At 63.5% G+C, this 16,850-nt stretch carries 14 protein-coding genes, 1 tRNA gene and 2 rRNA genes (1 of these 17 cut by a window edge); 8 read left to right on the top strand and 9 right to left on the bottom strand.

Annotated features, from left to right (window positions below; translation table 11 throughout):
- Window positions 1-300: 300 nt before the first annotated feature.
- The 5 genes from MESAU_RS08420 to MESAU_RS08400 all read left to right on the top strand — a co-directional run bounded on the left by MESAU_RS08420 (window position 301) and on the right by MESAU_RS08400 (window position 5,514).
- Window positions 301-1,911, top strand: coding sequence for an ABC transporter substrate-binding protein (locus MESAU_RS08420; RefSeq protein WP_015315625.1), 1,611 nt, complete (start codon window positions 301-303; stop codon window positions 1,909-1,911).
- Window positions 1,912-2,055: 144 nt separating this feature from the next.
- Window positions 2,056-3,036 carry an ABC transporter permease gene (locus MESAU_RS08415; protein ID WP_015315624.1) on the top strand — a complete coding sequence of 327 codons (981 nt, stop codon included), beginning with the start codon at window positions 2,056-2,058 and terminating at the stop codon, window positions 3,034-3,036.
- The gene (locus MESAU_RS08410; RefSeq protein ID WP_015315623.1) at window positions 3,033-3,863 is read left to right on the top strand and encodes an ABC transporter permease; all 831 of its coding nucleotides are present in this window, start codon (window positions 3,033-3,035) and stop codon (window positions 3,861-3,863) included. Before MESAU_RS08415 ends, MESAU_RS08410 begins: the two co-directional genes overlap by 4 nt.
- Window positions 3,860-4,741, top strand: coding sequence for an ABC transporter ATP-binding protein (locus MESAU_RS08405; RefSeq protein ID WP_015315622.1), 882 nt, complete (start codon window positions 3,860-3,862; stop codon window positions 4,739-4,741). The genes MESAU_RS08410 and MESAU_RS08405 overlap by 4 nt, the downstream gene beginning before the upstream one ends.
- Window positions 4,738-5,514 (top strand): ATP-binding cassette domain-containing protein, encoded by a 777-nt coding sequence (locus MESAU_RS08400; RefSeq protein WP_015315621.1) that lies wholly within the window; start codon window positions 4,738-4,740, stop codon window positions 5,512-5,514. Before MESAU_RS08405 ends, MESAU_RS08400 begins: the two co-directional genes overlap by 4 nt.
- Before the next feature lie 36 nt (window positions 5,515-5,550).
- Here the strand turns inward: MESAU_RS08400 and MESAU_RS08395 are convergent, their stop codons facing one another.
- The 4 genes from MESAU_RS08395 to MESAU_RS08380 form a co-directional block, all read right to left on the bottom strand.
- On the bottom strand, window positions 5,551-6,306 hold the full coding sequence (locus tag MESAU_RS08395; protein ID WP_015315620.1) for an ATP-binding cassette domain-containing protein: 756 nt from the start codon (window positions 6,304-6,306) through the stop codon (window positions 5,551-5,553).
- The gene (locus MESAU_RS08390; RefSeq protein WP_015315619.1) at window positions 6,299-7,363 is read right to left on the bottom strand and encodes an ABC transporter permease subunit; all 1,065 of its coding nucleotides are present in this window, start codon (window positions 7,361-7,363) and stop codon (window positions 6,299-6,301) included. Before MESAU_RS08390 ends, MESAU_RS08395 begins: the two co-directional genes overlap by 8 nt.
- Before the next feature lie 98 nt (window positions 7,364-7,461).
- Complete coding sequence (locus MESAU_RS08385; protein WP_015315618.1) at window positions 7,462-8,439, bottom strand: ABC transporter substrate-binding protein; 978 nt, start codon at window positions 8,437-8,439, stop codon at window positions 7,462-7,464.
- Between the two features lie 428 nt (window positions 8,440-8,867).
- Window positions 8,868-9,773 (bottom strand): sugar-binding transcriptional regulator, encoded by a 906-nt coding sequence (locus MESAU_RS08380; RefSeq protein WP_015315617.1) that lies wholly within the window; start codon window positions 9,771-9,773, stop codon window positions 8,868-8,870.
- Window positions 9,774-10,024: 251 nt separating this feature from the next.
- Between MESAU_RS08380 and MESAU_RS08375 the strand changes: the two genes are divergently transcribed.
- Together MESAU_RS08375 and MESAU_RS08370 are read left to right on the top strand one after the other, a co-directional pair.
- Entirely contained in the window at window positions 10,025-10,933 is a 909-nt protein-coding gene (locus MESAU_RS08375; protein ID WP_015315616.1) for a tagatose-bisphosphate aldolase, read from the top strand.
- 50 nt (window positions 10,934-10,983) lie between these two features.
- Window positions 10,984-12,441 carry an ROK family protein gene (locus MESAU_RS08370; protein ID WP_245262951.1) on the top strand — a complete coding sequence of 486 codons (1,458 nt, stop codon included), beginning with the start codon at window positions 10,984-10,986 and terminating at the stop codon, window positions 12,439-12,441.
- Here MESAU_RS08370 and MESAU_RS08365 read toward each other — a convergent pair.
- Both MESAU_RS08365 and MESAU_RS08360 read right to left on the bottom strand, forming a co-directional pair.
- Complete coding sequence (locus MESAU_RS08365) at window positions 12,425-13,036, bottom strand: NAD(P)-dependent oxidoreductase (protein WP_015315614.1); 612 nt, start codon at window positions 13,034-13,036, stop codon at window positions 12,425-12,427. The two genes, MESAU_RS08370 and MESAU_RS08365, sit on opposite strands and share 17 nt — an antisense overlap.
- Before the next feature lie 36 nt (window positions 13,037-13,072).
- Window positions 13,073-13,711, bottom strand: coding sequence for a DsbA family protein (locus MESAU_RS08360; protein ID WP_015315613.1), 639 nt, complete (start codon window positions 13,709-13,711; stop codon window positions 13,073-13,075).
- Between the two features lie 140 nt (window positions 13,712-13,851).
- Between MESAU_RS08360 and MESAU_RS08355 the strand changes: the two genes are divergently transcribed.
- Entirely contained in the window at window positions 13,852-14,769 is a 918-nt protein-coding gene (locus tag MESAU_RS08355) for a LysR family transcriptional regulator (protein WP_015315612.1), read from the top strand.
- A 106-nt stretch (window positions 14,770-14,875) separates the two neighbouring features.
- Here the strand turns inward: MESAU_RS08355 and MESAU_RS08350 are convergent.
- The 3 genes from MESAU_RS08350 to MESAU_RS08340 all read right to left on the bottom strand — a co-directional run.
- Window positions 14,876-14,952 (bottom strand) — tRNA-Met (locus MESAU_RS08350).
- A 244-nt stretch (window positions 14,953-15,196) separates the two neighbouring features.
- Window positions 15,197-15,311 (bottom strand): 5S ribosomal RNA (rrf, locus tag MESAU_RS08345).
- 272 nt (window positions 15,312-15,583) lie between these two features.
- Window positions 15,584-16,850 (bottom strand): 23S ribosomal RNA (locus tag MESAU_RS08340); it runs 1,565 nt beyond the window's last position.

Genomic DNA, 16,850 nt, shown 5'->3' with positions numbered 1-16,850 from the left:
TCTGCACCATTTTTCTCGCTCTGGTCCAGCCAGAATGTTTACGAACACAGCGCCAGGGCGGTCACCAAAGCGTCATTTGTTCACATATCCGGAAATCTGGTCCTACCAGCCAGCCGAATTGACTGGACTTGTGCTAAACTGGTCCAGCGGACGGAAATTTCAAAGCCAAGCAGGGATGCGCCAATTCCGTCTCTGGCGAAACCCTCGGCAAGGCCCATAATCCCGCCGCAAGGATGCCGATGCGCGCGCCGGCGTTCGAGGTCGCGCCCGGTCGGGTGGAGGAGAGGATTGAGGTCGATCATGTCAGGTTTCACGATTTCCAGACGCACCATGCTTACCGGGTCGGCAATGCTGCTGGCGTCCACCGCCATGCCGGCCCTGGGCTGGACGCAGACGCCAAAGAAGGGCGGACGGCTCGTGCTTGCCGCCGATTCCGAGCCGCGCAATCTCAACCCGGCGATCGTCGCCTCCAACGGCGTTTTCTTCATCTCCAGCAAGATCGTCGAGACGCTGGCCGAAGCCTCCTTCGACGGCAAGGACGGGCTCGCGCCTCGGCTGGCGGTGAGCTGGGAAGGTGCCGCCGACGGTCTCTCGGCGACCTTCAAGCTGCGCGAAGGAGTCAAATGGCATGACGGCAAGCCGTTCACCTCGGCCGACGTCGCCTTCTCGGCGCTGCAGATATGGAAGCCGCTGCAGAATCTCGGCCGCACCGTGTTCAAGGACCTCAGCACGGTCGACACGCCAGACGATCTGACCGCCGTGTTCAAATTCGCCAAGCCGACGCCGTTCCAGCTGATCCGCAACGCCTTGCCGGCGCTGTCGAGCGTGGTGCCGAAGCACATCTACGAAGTCGGCAAGATCGAGGACAACCCCGCCAACAACGCACCGATCGGTACGGGTCCGTTCAAGTTCGGCGAGTACAAGGCCGGCCAGTATTACCGGCTGACGAAGAACGCCGACTACTGGGGCAAGGACGAGCCCTATCTTGACGAGATCATCTATCAGGTCCTGCCCGACCGTACCTCGGCCGCCGCCGCGCTGGAGGCCGAGGAAATCCAGCTCGCGGCTTTCTCGGCCGTGCCGCTGGCCGATCTCGACCGCATCTCCAAGGTTCCCGGCCTGAAGGTCATCACCAAGGGCTATGAGGGTCTGACCTACCAGCTCGTGGTGGAGATCAACCATCGCCGCAAGGAATTGGCCGACCTCAAGGTGCGCCAGGCCATCGCGCACGCCATCGACAAGGACTTCGTCGTCAAGACAGTGTTCCTCGGCTACGCCGCCACGGCCACCGGCCCGGTGCCGAAGAACGATCCGCAATTCTACACCGCCGACGTGCCGATCTATGCCTTCGACGTCGCCAAGGCCAACGCGCTGCTCGATGAAGCTGGTTATAAGAAAGGCGCCGACGGCAACCGCTTCTCGCTCAGGCTCTTGCCTGCCCCCTATTTTAATGAGACGAAACAGTTCGGCGACTACCTGCGCCAGGCGCTCGCGGCAATAGGCATCGACGCGCAGCTGGTCAACAACGACTCGGCCGCCCACATCAAGGCGGTCTATACCGACCACGCCTTCGACCTTGCGGTCGGTCCGCCGGTTTTCCGCGGCGACCCGGCGATCTCGACCACCATCCTGGTGCAGAGCGGCATTCCCGATGGCGTGCCGTTTTCCAATCAGGGCGGCTACAAGAATGACGCGCTCGACGCCCTGATCACCAAGGCCTCCGAAACGCTCGACACCACGGCGCGCACCGACCTCTACAAGGAGTTCCAGAAACAGGTCGCGGCCGACCTGCCGCTGATCAACGTCGCCGAATGGAGTTTTATCAGCGTCGCCAGTGACAAGGTCAGCAACATCGCCAACAACCCGCGCTGGGCGGTCTCGAACTGGGCGGACACATATTTGGAATCGTGACACACTCACGCGGATGAGAATTCGCGAGGAAAGCCGTCGGCAGCAGCCAATCCCCCTCCTTGAGGGGGAGATGTCCGGCAGGACAGAGGGGCGCGCCTGGGCTCGACATTTCGTTATGTCCCTTATCGCGCATTCGAGGTCCGCATGACCCTCGTCCTCCTGCGCCGTCGCCTCGTCGGCAGCATCTTCGTGCTTTTGATCGTCGTCATCGGCACTTTCCTTTTGCTAGAAGCAGCGCCCGGCGATGCGGTCGACGCCTACATCGTCTCGACCGGCGGCGACGCCGGCATGATCGAGCTGTTGCGCCACCGCTGGGGTCTCGACCAGTCGGAGCTGACGCGGCTCGCCAACTACCTCTGGGCACTGCTGCATCTCGATCTCGGCCAGTCCGTCACTTTTTCCCGGCCGATCCGGGACGTCATCCTCGAGCGCCTGCCGACCACGCTCGTCCTGATGGTCAGCGCCACCGCGCTCTCCTTTGGCCTCGGCTCGGTGCTCGGCATCTATGCCGGCGCCAGGCCAGGCAGCTTCCGCGACCGTTTTCTCTCCGTCGCCTCGCTGGCTCTCTACGCGGTGCCCGGCTTCTGGCTCGGCCTGGTGCTGATCGTGATCTTCGCCGTCGACCTGCGCTGGCTGCCGATCGGCGGCGTCGAGACGCTGGCCTCGGACAAGACCGGTCTCGACCGCGCCGCCGACATCGCCATCCATCTGGTGCTGCCGGTTTGCGCACTCGGTTTCATCTATCTGGCGCTTTATCTGCGCATGATGCGCGCCGGCATGGCCGAGGCCTGGCGCCAGGATTTTGTGCTGGCCGCCCGCGCCCGGGGGTTGTCGCGCCGCCGCATCGTGCTTGCTCATGTCGCCCGAAATGCGCTGCTGCCGCTGGTCACCATGCTCGGCCTGCAGTCGGCGCAGATGCTGGGCGGCAGTGTCGTCATCGAGAGCGTCTTTGCCGTGCCCGGCCTTGGTCGGCTGGCGCAGGAAGCGGTCGCCGCGCGCGACACGCCGCTGCTGCTCGGCATCATTCTTACCAGCGCCGTCCTGGTCATCGTCATCAATCTTGTCGTCGACATCGCCTACGCGTTCCTTGACCCGCGCGTCGGCGCCAGCGGGGCCGGTGCATGAGCCGTCTGCGCCGCTTTCTGCGCACGCCCGAGGCGGCCGCCGGTGCCATCATCCTGGCGGCGCTTTTTGCCATGGCGCTGTCGGCCTCGCTGCTGTTTCCCGGCGACCCGCAAGCCATTGCTGGCGCGGCGTTGCTGCCGCCTTTCCAGGACTGGTCGCTGCCGCTCGGCACCGACCGGCTCGGCCGGGACGTGTTGGCCGAGCTGTTTCATGGCGCCCGTACCTCGCTGGCCGTCGGTCTGGCCGCGGCGGCCGCGGCACTCGCTTTCGGCGCGGTGATCGGCACGCTGGCCGGCTTCGCCGGCGGCCTGATCGACGAGGTGCTGATGCGCGTCACCGATGCTTTCCAGACCGTGCCGGGCTTCCTGCTGGCACTGGCCTTCGTCAGCGTGGTTGGGCCCTCGCTCGGCGTCGTCGTCGTCGCAATAGCGCTCGGCACCTGGACGGGGCCGGCGCGGGTCGCCCGCGCGGAAGTCCTCTCCATTCGCGAACGCGACTATGTCGCCAGTGCCCGTGTCATTGGCATGCATCCCCTGGAAATCGCCTTTCGCGAGGTGCTGCCCAATGCCTTGCCGCCGATCTTGGCGATGTCGTCGGTGATCGTCGCCGCCGCGATCCTCACCGAAGCAGCCCTGTCTTTCCTTGGTCTTGGCGACCCCAACCGGGTCACCTGGGGTGGCATGATCGCGGAAGGTCGCGCTGTCTTGCGCACCGCGCCGTTCCTCTCGATCGTCCCGGGCATTGCGCTGGTGCTGACGGTGCTCGGCGTCTATCTCGCCGGCGAAGGCATCGTCGAGACGACGGCCGTGCGAAGGGGCCTGTCGTGACGGTACTGGCGTCGATCCGAGATCTGACGGTGACCTACCGCCGTGATGGCAGCGAGGTCGCCGCGCTGAAGAATATTATTCTCGATATCCAGCCAGGCGAACGGCTGGCCATCATCGGTGAAAGCGGTTCGGGCAAGAGCACGCTGGCGCTGGCGATCGCGGGATTGTTGCCGGCGAGCGCCAGGATTGAGGGGAGTATCGACTGGTTCATGCGATCACCGCCAACGTTGGGGGCCAAGGCACCCCCCTCCGGCAGGATAGAGGGGGGTGGGAAGGATCGCCTATCTCTCAACCGTCACAATCAAGCCTCCCTTGGCGGCCGCGACATCGGCTTCGTCTTCCAGGATCCGTCCGCCAGCCTCGATCCGGTAATGGCAGTCGGCAAACAAATCGCCGAAGTCGCGCGCACGCATCTCGGCCTCACATGGGCCCAGGCATATGCCAAAGCCAAAACCCTTCTCGAACGCGTCCGCTTGCCCGACCCCGACTCCGCCCTGCACGCCTTCCCGCATCAGCTTTCCGGCGGCCAGAAGCAGCGCGTGGCGATTGCCGCCGCGATTGCCGCCGGGCCGAAACTGCTGATCGCCGACGAGGCGACCAGTGCGCTCGACACCATCGTGCAGGCCGAGATCGTCGCTTTGATTCGACGGCTTGTGGCCGAGGACGGCATGACGCTGCTGTTCATCAGCCATGACATTGCGCTCGCCGCGGAGCTTGCCGAACGCATCGCCGTGTTCCGCCACGGCGAGTTGGTGGAGTTTGGCAAGACCGAGCAGATTGTCGAAGCCCCGACGCAAGCCTATACCCGCGCGCTGCTCGACGCCCATATCGACCTCGACGCCGAGCCGCTGCTGCACCGAAGCAGGCTGAATGCATGAGCCTGCTGACAGTGTCCAATCTCACCAAACGCTACAGTCGCGGCGGCAAGACCCTTGCTGCGGTGAGCGATGTCTCCTTTCATATCGAGCCCGGCGAAACGCTGGCGCTGGCAGGCCCTTCCGGCAGCGGCAAGTCGACCATCGCGCGGTTGGTGCTGCGCCTGATCGAGCCGGATGGCGGACGCATTGAATTCGAAGGCGATGATTTCCTGGCTCTGGGCGGCTCGGCACTTCGAGCCCGTCGCGCGCGCGTGCAAATGGTGTTCCAGGATCCGCTGGCCGCCTTCAACCCGCGCGCCACAGTGGCGCGCGTCCTCGATGACCCCTTGCGCATTCATGGCGTCGCCCCGCGCACGGAGCGCCCGCGCCGCATCGCCGCCTTGCTGGAGCGGGTCGGCCTGGCGGCCGATCTCGCGCCCCGCGCAATCCATGAAATCTCCGGCGGTCAGCGGCAGCGTGTGGCGATTGCCCGCGCCATCGCCACCAAGCCGTCGCTGATCGTGCTTGACGAAGCGGTGTCGGCGCTCGATGTCTCGGTGCGCGGCCAGATCCTCGATCTCCTGCTGGACCTGCAGCGCGAGGAACGGATCGCCTATCTCTTCATTTCGCATGATCTTGGCGTCGTCCGGGCGGTCGCCCACCGCGTCATCCTTCTCGATGCCGGGCGGATTGCCGAGAGCGGCGATGCCCGAACCGTCATCGACGCGCCGCAATCGGCCATCGGCAAGGCACTGGTGGCGGCTGCGCCCAGATTGAACAGAAACAGACCATGATCCGCTCTTCGAACAAGATCACACCGACAGGACGGCCTACCCTCCAACCATCAACCTGACGACCTCGTCATGGTTGGTCTCGGAAATCTTGCGCTCGCCGGCCTGGACGCCGCGGCGCAGCACGACGATGCGGTCCGAGACCGCGAAGATATCCTGCAGATTGTGCGAGATGAAGATCACGCCGCGTCCTTGCGCCTTGAGCTGGTGGATGAGCGAGATCACCTTGCGCTGTTCCGGCACGCCAAGTGCCGCGGTCGGTTCGTCCATGATGAGGATCTGCGCATCCCAGTAGACAGCGCGGCCGATGGCGACGGCTTGGCGTTGGCCGCCGGAGAAATTGCTGACCGGGGCGTTCATCCGGCTGACGTGGAAATCCAGCCGCTTCATCGTCTCCCTGGCCGCCTCGGCCATGGCCTTGCGGTCGAGCATCGGCAGGAAGCCGAACGCCTTGCGCATCGGTTCGCGGCCAAGGAAAATGTTGGCGCCGATCGACAGATTGTCGGCGAGAGCCAGATCCTGGTAGATCGTCTCGATGCCTTTTTCGCGCGCCTCTTGCGGCGTCGCGAATGCCACCGGCTGGCCCCTGAGCAGGATTTCGCCGCCTGTCGGCTGGAACACGCCCGAGATTGCCTTGATCAGCGTCGTCTTGCCGGCACCATTGTCGCCGGCCAGCGCCACCACTTCGCCCGGCCGCACTGCCATGGAGAAATCGTTGAGCGCGCGCACGGCGCCGAAATGCTTGGACAGGTTGCGGACCTCGAGCAAGGGGGTGTTCTGGTCGGTGCTATTCATCCTGGCGGCCTCCACTGAACCGGCGCTGCGCCTGGTCTATGAGCACGGAAATGATGATGACGACGCCAACGGCGATGAACTGCCAGAACGGCTCGACATTGACGAAGACCAGCCCGTACTGGATGACCGCGATCACCAGCGCGCCGGCGACCGTGCCCAGGATGGTGCCGGAGCCACCGAACAGGCTGGCGCCGCCGATGACGACCGCCGCGACGCTGTCGAGCAGCAGCGGCTCGCCGGCTTGTGCCGCACCGGCCGTGAAGCGCGCCGCGTAGAGCGCCCCGCCAAGGCCGGCGCACATCGCCGACAGCACATAGAGCCGCAATATGTGGCCCCTGATGTCGATGCCGGCGCGCCGCGCCGCCTGCACATTGGCGCCGATGGCATAATTGTGCTGGCCGAACCGTGTCTGGCTGAGCAGATAATGCATCACGATGACGAACACGGCAGCGATCATGACCAGATAGGGCACGCCGTAGAACTTGCCATTACCGAGCAGCGCGAACCAGGAATTCTGAACCGGCACCGTCGTGCCGCCGGCAAGCAGGAAGGCAACGCCGCGCGCGACGCCGAACATGCCGAGCGTGCCGATGAACGGCGGCACCCTGAGGCGCGAGATGAGCAGGCCGTTGATGATGCCGGGAAAGCCGGCGACGATCACCGCGGCGAGGATGCCCGCCAGCATGGCCAGCGGCAAGGGAATGGCGGCGCCCGCCATATTGGTGGCATGCGCGGCAACGACGGCGGCAAGCCCCATGATGAACCCCAGCGACAGATCGATGCCGCCCGAAATGATGACGAAGGTCTGTCCGGTCGCAAGCAGCAGCGGCGCTATGGCAAAGATCGCGATGGATTGCAGGTTGAACGGGTTGAGCACGAACGTCGCGCCGAAGGCGAACCTCGACCATACCTCGAAACAGATGATCAGACCGGCGAGGAACAACCAGGCGCGCCCTTCGGCGATGCGTCCGATCAGGGTCCTGGCCGGATCGCCATGATCGGCCTGGGGGGCGACATGCTTCTCGGCCGGCTGGGCTGGTGATGTCGTCGAGGTCATGAATACTCCGCGGCGCGGCTGCGTTCAAACAGGCCCCGCCTTTGGGACCCGGCACGAGCTCCCCCCGGCGGACCGGGAGGAGCCAAGCTCGTCTTGACCTACTCGGAGTAGAGGTACTTCGAGATGTTCGGGTCGGCGATGTTGGACTTGTCCATGATCGTGAAGCCGGTGCCGATCGTGACCGGGATGGAATGGCCGGTCAGGTGGGCATAGGCCGAGACGACGCCGAAGTAGCCGATCTCGGCGGGATGCTGGGCGATCGCCACGTCCACCAGGCCGGTGTTGATGTTGTCGACGATGCTGGTCGGTGCATCGAAGGCAACGACCTTGACGGTGCCGCTCTGCCCGGCCTGCTTGACGCCGTTGGCCGCACCCAGCGCGGAGAACAGATTGGCGCCGAACACGCCGACCAGATCGGGATTGCGCGCGAAGACGGCCTGCAGCTGCGAGGCCGCCTTGTTGGCGTCGTCGTCATTGAATTGGGTCTCCAGCACGGTGATGCCCGTATGCTTGGCCATTTCCTTCTTGAAGCCTTCTTCGCGCTGGTCGGTGGTCGAGATGCCGGGCTTGACGTTCGACACATAGACCTTGCCCTTGTCGCCGACGGCGGTGGCAAGCGCACGCGCGGCGATCTCGCCGCCCAGAACATTGTCAGAAGCAATGTAGGCCAGCGGGAAATCGGCATCGCCAGCACCCGTCTGGTAGACGCCGCTGCCGATGAAAGTATCGACTGTTATGACCGGAATGCCGGCGTCGTTGGCCTTGCGCAGCGGCTCGACCAGCTGGACCTTGTCGGTCGGCGCGATCAGGATCGCATCCGGCTTCTTGGCGATGACCGCGTCGAGCACCGGCACCTGGGTGACCGGGTTGAAGTCCGGAGCGCCCTGAAAGACCAGGTTCACGCCGAGCGCATCGGCGGCCGCTTGGGCACCCTTGCGCATGGTGATGTAAAAGCCGTCGGTGGTGAGGCCCGGAATGAGCGCAATGGTGTATTTTTTGTCCTGCGCCTGCGCGGGCGCCATCAGCACCGTTGCGCTGACGGCAAGCGCCGCGAGCGCGGCAACGATCTTCTTCATGACATCCTCCTCATTGTTGGCAGTTCTGCCGTTTTCGGTGACATTGGAATGGCCGTTATCCGCTCAGAGGCAGGATGCCGACGGCCGGAACGCCTGTTTGCCTTTCGCGGGCAGCTCCTCCCAAGCGCCCTCCAGTCTAAATATCAGCCGGTCGAACCGACCAGCATCCCGTGCTCACTTTCCTCGCCCGCGAGGTCCGGGAACCATCGCGCCGACATGCCTGCACGATGGGTCCGCATTTTGTAACACTTTGCAGAAATAAATTGCAACTCGGTTTTTCCGCGACCGCAACGCCGGCTTTTCCAGACGCCATCTGACTGCTCCTCCGAGCCCTGGCGAACTATCGTCCCGACTCCCCGGCGACACAATCGATTTCGCAGCGGCTTCTCTCCGCACCGACAGCGCCGCATCAGTCCGCATATCTGCCGCTATCGCGTTGCAAGAACCGCGAGGATGGCCTGAGCCGTCTTGGTATCCGTCACCAGCGTGTTGATGAGCCCGGAACGAACGGCGCCGATGATTGCCGTCGCCTTCTCCGGCGAGGCTGCGACGCCGATCACCAGGGGCACGGCGCGAAGCTGCGCCGGCGACATGGCGATCATCCGGCTCTCCCCTTCCCAGGCCATCAGGGCGCCTTCCGCATCGAAATAATGGCGAAGGACGTCGCCAGCCGCATGGACCAGCGCCTGCTCGGTCGGCGTGGCGGCACTCGCCTCGGGTGGGTTGATGGCGTGCGGCAGGCCAATGCCGACGATGGCAACGTCGGTCCTGTCCCACAGCCCGACGGCATCGCGGATGGTGGCGTCTCCGAGGAAGACGTCACGCAGTTCGCTGGACGGCAGATAGGGCGCATGGATAAAGTGCGGTGTCCCGCCAAACTCTTCGGCGGCGAGCCGCACGAATTCATTGACCTGGAAATGCGCCGCGTGCTGCTGCATGCCGCCAGTCGCGGCCACAGTCAGCACGCCCGGCATGCGCGGCAGGCCGGCTCGAATGACCTCGCGCACGGCGCGTCCCCAGCCGATGGCGACCACGGAGCCGGCAACCAGTTGCGCCTGCCTGAGCAAAGCGCCAAGCGGGGCGGAAAGCGCAGTCAGCGCACCCGCTGCCGGCGTTTCGACAACGGCGGCGTCCCGCAATTTCAATCCGTCGACAAGTTGCCTGGTAATATCCTCCGGCGTCGCCAGGTCGATCACCTCGATACGCACGATCCCTTCGGCCCGCGCCCGCTGCAGCAGGCGCGAAATCGTCGCGGTGGAGACACCGAGCTGCCGCGCTATATCGACCTGCGACATCTCCTCCACATAGTGCAACTTGGCAACCGTGTGCAGCATGGTGCGCGATGCGGTCGCGTCCTGGGCGGAGGGAACAGACAGCTTGCAATTCCTTTCAGCAACGTGTTACACACGTATACGCCGATGCGAGTTATCGCGCAAATCCGGTGAACTCGCAACTTGAGGCATACCAGGCCAAACGCCGGTTGGGCTGCTTATCCCAGCAGCCGGCGATGTATCAGGCGGCAAACTGACCATTTGTTTCCACGGGATCAGCGCCTCGGCGCGCCAACATCGGACAGAAGAAAACCATGACCAGGATGACCACCGCGGAACTGCGCGGCTACCAGCAGATATGCGGCAAGGACGGAGCCATGGTGGCCATCGCTTGCGATCAGCGCGGCGGCATGCGCACCTTGTTGGCGTCGGACCCCGAGGACCAGGCCAGAATCACCAACGACATGCTCGGCGACACCAAGGCCGACATCACGCGCTACCTCGCAAGTGCGGCGTCCTGCGTGCTGCTCGACCCGCTCTGCGCGGTGCCGAGAGTTGTCGACGACGGCGTACTGAACCGGGATACCGCACTCCTCATCGGCCTCGACGCGTCCGGTTTCGACGTTTCGCCGGAGGGCTACCGGCTGTCGCGGCTGGTCCCCGGCATCGATGCGCGGCGCGTGCGCGAACTCGGCGGCACGGGCGGCAAGATCATGGTGTATCTCAGAGCCGACAAGCCTGAAGCCAACGAACACAACATCGCCATCCTGCACCAATGCATCGCCGACTTCGGCAAAGAGGACCTGCTGCTCGTCGTCGAATTCCTGACCTATCAGCTCGAAGGGGAAAGCCCCGAGGACTATGCGGCCAAGACGCCCTGGCTGGTCGAGGAGGGTACGAGGATTTCGCTGGAATGCGGGGCGAAGGTGCTGAAGCTTCCCTACCCCGGAACGCCGGAAGCCTGCGCCAACATCACTGAAATGGCCGGCGAAGTGCCGTGGGCCGTACTTTCGGCCGGCGTCAACCACACCACTTTCCTTGGCCAGGTCGAGGTCGCCATGCAAAATGGCGCCTCCGGCGTCATCGCCGGCCGATCGCTGTGGAAGGACTGCATCTCGCTCGATCGTGACATTCAGCGCGAAAGGCTTATGACCATCGCGGTCCCGCGGCTGCGAGAGATCCAGGCGGTGATCGGGCACTATCGGCGGAAGGCTGCCGCCTGATATCCACGTTTGAGCGCCGGCACGTGCAGGACGTCATGCCACAAAAGTCGATGGCCATAGGAATCGATATCGGCGGCACCAATTTGCGTGCCGCCCGCATCTCGGGCGCCGGTGAAATCCTCGAACGTCTTTCCGAAAAGAGCGCGGCCGACGCGGAGCTGGTGCTTGGCCGCATCGCCGACATGGCGCGCCTTCTCGATACGCCTGATGTGGCGGCCATCGGCGTCGGCGTTCCCGGCCGCGTCGACGCGCGGCGCGGCGCGGTCCTGTCGGGAGGCTATGTCAACCTCGCTTCGGTCGCGCTCGCGCAGCGGCTGGAAAGCATGACCGGCAAGCCTGTCATCGTCGACAATGACTGCAACATGGCGCTGGCCGCCGAGATGGCGCTTGGCGCCGGCCAAGGCCACGACAACATCGCCATGTTCACCATCGGCACCGGCATTGGCGGCGCCGTCGTCCAGAACCGACGGATCATGCGCGGCCGGGCAACAGCGGGGCAACTGGGGCACATCACCGTCGATGTCAACGGCGAACTCTGCGCTTGCGGGCGGCGCGGCTGTGTCGAAACCACCAGTTCGGGTACGGCGCTCGGCCGTCACATAGCGCGGGCTGGCCTTGGTCCCGAGGTTTCGGTCGACCAACTCTTTGCCCGCGATGCCGCCGGCGACATCCAGGCGCGAGGCATATTGGAAGCCTGGGCGAGGCCACTGCGCGCGGCCATCGATACCACCGTTGCCGTGTTCGACCCCGACCTCGTCCTGCTTGGCGGCGGTCTTGGCCGGGCGGCACACAGAGCGCTTGGCCACGCGCCGGCGCTGGCGCCGTGGTACCAATGCCCGGTGGCGCCGGCGCAGCTCGGCGACGACGCCGGAGTGATCGGCGCCGGTCTCCAGGCGCTTTCGGCACCGACATCGACATCGCTTTCCGTTCAGCCCGGCCGCGCCAGACGCGCCGTGCTCGTCAACGGCATCCCGGCCAGCGGCAAGAGCACGGTATCACGCGGCATCGCCGACCGCATGGGATGGCCGCTGCTCGCGCTCGATACGGTCAAGAACCCGTTCCTCGAAGTGCTCGGCGGCGGCGACCGCGAATTCAACCGCACGCTGGGCCGCGCCAGCTACCAGGCAATCTGGTCGCTCGTCGGCGACGCCCCGGCCGGCAGCACCTTCATCGTCGATGCCTGGTTCGGCTTCCAGCCGCGGCAAGTGCTCGAGGATCATCTGCGCAACGCCGGCGTCGAACATACGGTCGAAATCTGGTGCCACGCGCCGGGCGAAGTTCTGGCCGAACGCTACGGCGCCCGGCTAGGTCAGCGCCTCCCGGGTCATCCCGGCGCTGCCTATATCCCCGAATTGATCGAGCTGGCCAAGCGCGCCGAACCGCTGCGGCGCGGGCCGCTGTTCGACGTCGACACGACGCAGCCGATCGACTTCGAGGCCATCGCCGCATGGCTCCGCGCGACCCTGGCCGGCGACACGTCGGTCCTTTCAATCAATAACCGACGGTGAAGCGCTGCCTGACATGCGTCGGCTTCTCGATTTCGTCGACCATCGCGATCGCATAGTCCTCGAAGGAGATGCTGCTACCCTTATCCGAGGCGAGAAGCGTGTCCTTGCCGACGCGGAACTTGCCGGTGCGCTCACCTGGGACGAACATCGCGGACGGCGACAGGAACGTCCAGTCGAGGTCGCTGACTGTCTTCAACTTGTCCAGGAAGTCGGCGCCCTTCTGTGCCTCGGCCTTGTAGATCGCAGGAAATTCGGCGGTATCGACCAGACGCTTGCCGGGCGCGACTTCGAGACTGCCCGCGCCGCCCACGACGAGATAGCGCTTCACGCCCGAGGCACGCACCGCGGCGATCAGCGTGTCGGGGTCGCTATCCACGAAATGCACCGCGCTGATCACCGCGTCATGGTCGCGGATCAACTCGGCAAGGCCTTCCTTGTCAAAGACATCGCCCTTCTTGGCGGTCACGCCGGGCAGCGCGGCAATTTTTTCAGGGCTGCGGGCGATACCGGTGACCGTGTGGCCACGATCGGAGAGTTCCTTGAGTATGCGCGAGCCGACAGCGCCGGATGCACCGATGAGAGCGAGGTTTGCCATGTTCTTTTCCAGTCCTTGTTGGAGGTCGGTTGGGGATTACGCCGCCGCTATATGGGCGACAAGATTGTCAAAGCTGCCGAACAGCGCGTTCGAACCGATGAGCCGAGGCGCTTCGTTGCGGATGACCGCCAGCGAAGGCACGCCGTTGGCATGCAAGCGCTGGAATAGCGCGCGGCCACGATTGACCAGGTCGAGGTGCGCCGTCAGCAAGGTTTCGGTCGGGCTCTTCAGGATCGCGGCGGCATCCATCATGCCCGCGCCGCCGAGCACGGCAGCCACGCCTTCGACAGTCACGATATCGCGACCGTCGACATAGCGCGCACGTTGGATTGCCTTGAGCGCGGTCCACCGGCGGCTTGGGTCTTCCAGGCCGGCGGCGCTGATGCCGAGGGTCGCCGCATGCGAGTCCAGCAAGGTGCCACGGATGCCGAGGACATTGTGCTGATAGGGCTGCGTGAACGCTTGTCCGGTCAGACGCTCGATACGCTGGTCGTTCGCCCAGGCGTGAGCGGCAAAACCTTCATCCATCGGCCTCGCGCCCGCTCCCGAAAACAGACCAGTCGGCAGCAATTCGACGCGCACGCCGCTGGCAGCCAATTTGTCCAGCATCGGGGCGGCGCCGTAGCACCAGCCGCAGAGCGGATCGAAAAGATAAATCACATCCGAATTGCTCATGATTGCCTGATATCCCTTGGCGCGGCGTGCAGCGGTCTGGATTGCCAAAATCTGTTGCTCCTATGTGGCAGACAACGATCTTGCGATAAACACCATCCAATAATATAGATTGTCTGACCAGTTCATACAAAGCGATCGCCGTGGCTGACCTGCTGAACCTCAATCGACTGGTCTACTTCACCACCGTGATGGAGACCGGCTCCTTCACATCGGCGGCCGACCGGCTTGGCGTCGCCAAAGCCGTGGTCAGCCATCAGATCGGCAAGCTCGAGGAGGAGTTGGGCGCGACACTCATGCGACGAACGACACGGCGTGTCGCGCCGACCGAAGAGGGACGCCTCTTCTATGATCGTGCGATGATAATCCTGCGGGAAGCGGAGGCCGCCTATGGCGAGATTTCGCGCGCGGCCGTCGAACCGGCTGGAATGTTGAGACTGACGGCGCCGCTCGACTACGGCACGAAGGTGGTTGCACCGGTCATCGCCGCCTATCTGAGAACTTATCCGCATATGCGCGTCGAGGTGATCTTCGACGACGCGGTAAGCAATCTGGTCGACGAGCAGATCGACCTCGGCATCCGCGTCGGCTGGCTTGCTGATTCCTCCAACCAGGCGCGGCGCTTGGGCACGATCCGGCAGATCGTGGTGGCAAGTCCTGCGTTCGCCGCAAGCCTGCCGCAGGGCGTGAGCCCGCGGCAGGCGCGGTCGCTGGCCTGGGTCGGAAACGCCCAGCTTCGCGGCGTCGGCCAATGGCTGTTTTCCAGGGATGGCGACAAGGTACTGACCGAACTCAACCCGGTCATCACATGCGACAAGAGCCCGGCTGCCCATGCCTGCGTGCTTGCCGGCATAGGGCTGGGTGTGTTTCCCGACTACAGCGTCAGCGACGACATCGCCGAGGGGCGGCTGGTGCCGGTCTTTGCCGACTGGGCCTTGCCCACCGGCGGCATCCACGCCGTCTTTCCGCCGGCAAGGTTCAGGCCCGCCAAGGTGCGCGCGTTTGTGGACCTGCTCGCCGCCGCCGAGAGAAAGCGATCGCGCGGCAGTGTCGTGGCGTGAATGCAACCGCGGCAGAAGGTCGGTACCCGAAACAAGTCGTCCGCAGCAATATGAGATCGGAACGCGAACGGCCCGCCGGCATAGAGCCAGGCGGGCCGTTTTTGTTTGGTTGCGGGGACAGGATTTGAACCTGTGACCTTCAGGTTATGAGCCTGACGAGCTACCGGGCTGCTCCACCCCGCGTCACCACCATGATCGCCTTGTGGCGATTGCGGTATTTGCGATCGCCGTTTTATTTGGCGATTGCGGTATTCTGTCTCCACCAAATGAAAGGGCCGCTTAGAGCGGCCCGGGATCCCTTGGCGGGCCTTTATGGATGTTGCCCAAAAGAGTTAGCGGTTTTGGGGCAACGACATGCATCGAACGAAGTGCAGAGAAGATTTCACGGTCATCCGATTGGATGAGAGTTTGAACGTGCGTTTTGCAGACCTGGCAGCGACCTACTCTCCCGCGTCTTGAGACGAAGTACCATCAGCGCTGGAGCGTTTCACGGCCGAGTTCGGAATGGGATCGGGTGCAGCCGCTCCGCCATAACCACCAGGTCGGCAAAACGCACGTTATTCGAGAAGCTGGAATAGGGAATAGTGAGTAGCGAATAGTGAGTAGGGGATACCTATTCGCCATTGGCTCACTGCTCTTCACCTGTCTTTTTGTGCCTGAGCGACATCCGCAGTTTGCTTCCGGGCAAAGCCCGCAAGCGCGACTGCGCGTCGCCGGTCGTCCGGCGCCCTCGCTTAAGCTTAGGCCCGTAAGGGCCGCTCATGCGTGAGCGCTGGTCAGACCATTTGACTTCAAATGGATATTAGGAATGAGAACGATCAAGCCGATCGAACTATTAGTACCGGTAAGCTTCAAGCGTTGCCGCTCTTCCACACCCGGCCTATCAACGTGGTCGTCTTCCACGGTTCTCAGGGAATACTCGTTTTAAGGTGGGTTTCCCGCTTAGATGCCTTCAGCGGTTATCCCGTCCGGATATAGCTACCCTGCTATGCGGCTGGCGCCACAACAGGTCCACCAGAGATCCGTCCATCCCGGTCCTCTCGTACTAGGGACAGATCCTTTCAATATTCCTACACCCACGGCAGATAGGGACCGAACTGTCTCACGACGTTCTGAACCCAACTCACGTACCGCTTTAAATGGCGAACAGCCATACCCTTGGGACCTGCTCCAGCCCCAGGATGCGATGAGTCGACATCGAGGTGCCAAACAACCCCGTCGATATGGACTCTTGGGGGTCATCAGCCTGTTATCCCCGGCGTACCTTTTATCCGTTGAGCGATGGCCCTTCCACGCGGGACCACCGGATCACTATGACCGACTTTCGTCTCTGCTCGACTTGTCAGTCTCGCAGTCAGGCAGGCTTATGCCATTGCACTCAGCGAACGATTTCCGACCGTTCTGAGCCCACCATCGCGCGCCTCCGTTACTCTTTAGGAGGCGACCGCCCCAGTCAAACTACCCACCATACATTGTCCCGGACCCGGATAACGGGCCGCGGTTAGACATCCATAGTGATAAGGGTGGTATTTCAAGGGTGGCTCCACCTGAGCTGGCGCCCAGGTTTCAAAGCCTACCACCTATCCTACACATGCCACTACGAATGCCAATGTAAAGCTATAGTAAAGGTGCACGGGGTCTTTCCGTCTAACCGCAGGAACCCCGCATCTTCACGGGGAATTCAATTTCACTGAGTCTATGCTGGAGACAGCGGGGAAGTCGTTACGCCATTCGTGCAGGTCGGAACTTACCCGACAAGGAATTTCGCTACCTTAGGACCGTTATAGTTACGGCCGCCGTTTACTGGGGCTTCGATTCAGAGCTTGCACCCCTCCTCTTAACCTTCCAGCACCGGGCAGGCGTCAGACCCTATACGTCGTCTTGCGACTTCGCAGAGCCCTGTGTTTTTGATAAACAGTCGCTACCCCCTGGTCTGTGCCACCCTCCTCCACTTGCGTGGAAAAGGGTCACGCTTCTTCCGAAGTTACGCGTGCAATTTGCCGAGTTCCTTCAGCATAGTTCTCTCAAGCGCCTTGGTATACTCTACCAGACCACCAGTGTCGGTTTCGGGTACGGTTTAT

This window comes from Mesorhizobium australicum WSM2073 (assembly GCF_000230995.2).
In the GTDB taxonomy this organism is placed as follows: Bacteria; Pseudomonadota; Alphaproteobacteria; order Rhizobiales; family Rhizobiaceae; genus Mesorhizobium; species Mesorhizobium australicum.
Note: the sequence above shows the minus strand (reverse complement) of the source record. Positions and strands in the feature narration are given on the sequence as shown.

Bases quoted from the DNA above. Each gene is read 5' to 3' on its own strand.
- MESAU_RS08415 (WP_015315624.1), top strand. From the start codon at position 2,056: ATGACCCTCGTCCTCCTGCGCCGTCGCCTCGTCGGCAGCATCTTCGTG.
- MESAU_RS08400 (WP_015315621.1), top strand. From the start codon at position 4,738: ATGAGCCTGCTGACAGTGTCCAATCTCACCAAACGCTACAGTCGCGGC.
- MESAU_RS08365 (WP_015315614.1), bottom strand. From the start codon at position 13,036: ATGGCAAACCTCGCTCTCATCGGTGCATCCGGCGCTGTCGGCTCGCGC.
- MESAU_RS08410 (WP_015315623.1), top strand. From the start codon at position 3,033: ATGAGCCGTCTGCGCCGCTTTCTGCGCACGCCCGAGGCGGCCGCCGGT.
- MESAU_RS08375 (WP_015315616.1), top strand. From the start codon at position 10,025: ATGACCAGGATGACCACCGCGGAACTGCGCGGCTACCAGCAGATATGC.
- MESAU_RS08395 (WP_015315620.1), bottom strand. From the start codon at position 6,306: ATGAATAGCACCGACCAGAACACCCCCTTGCTCGAGGTCCGCAACCTG.
- MESAU_RS08370 (WP_245262951.1), top strand. From the start codon at position 10,984: ATGGCCATAGGAATCGATATCGGCGGCACCAATTTGCGTGCCGCCCGC.
- MESAU_RS08390 (WP_015315619.1), bottom strand. From the start codon at position 7,363: ATGACCTCGACGACATCACCAGCCCAGCCGGCCGAGAAGCATGTCGCC.
- MESAU_RS08385 (WP_015315618.1), bottom strand. From the start codon at position 8,439: ATGAAGAAGATCGTTGCCGCGCTCGCGGCGCTTGCCGTCAGCGCAACG.
- MESAU_RS08360 (WP_015315613.1), bottom strand. From the start codon at position 13,711: ATGAGCAATTCGGATGTGATTTATCTTTTCGATCCGCTCTGCGGCTGG.
- MESAU_RS08380 (WP_015315617.1), bottom strand. From the start codon at position 9,773: ATGCTGCACACGGTTGCCAAGTTGCACTATGTGGAGGAGATGTCGCAG.
- MESAU_RS08420 (WP_015315625.1), top strand. From the start codon at position 301: ATGTCAGGTTTCACGATTTCCAGACGCACCATGCTTACCGGGTCGGCA.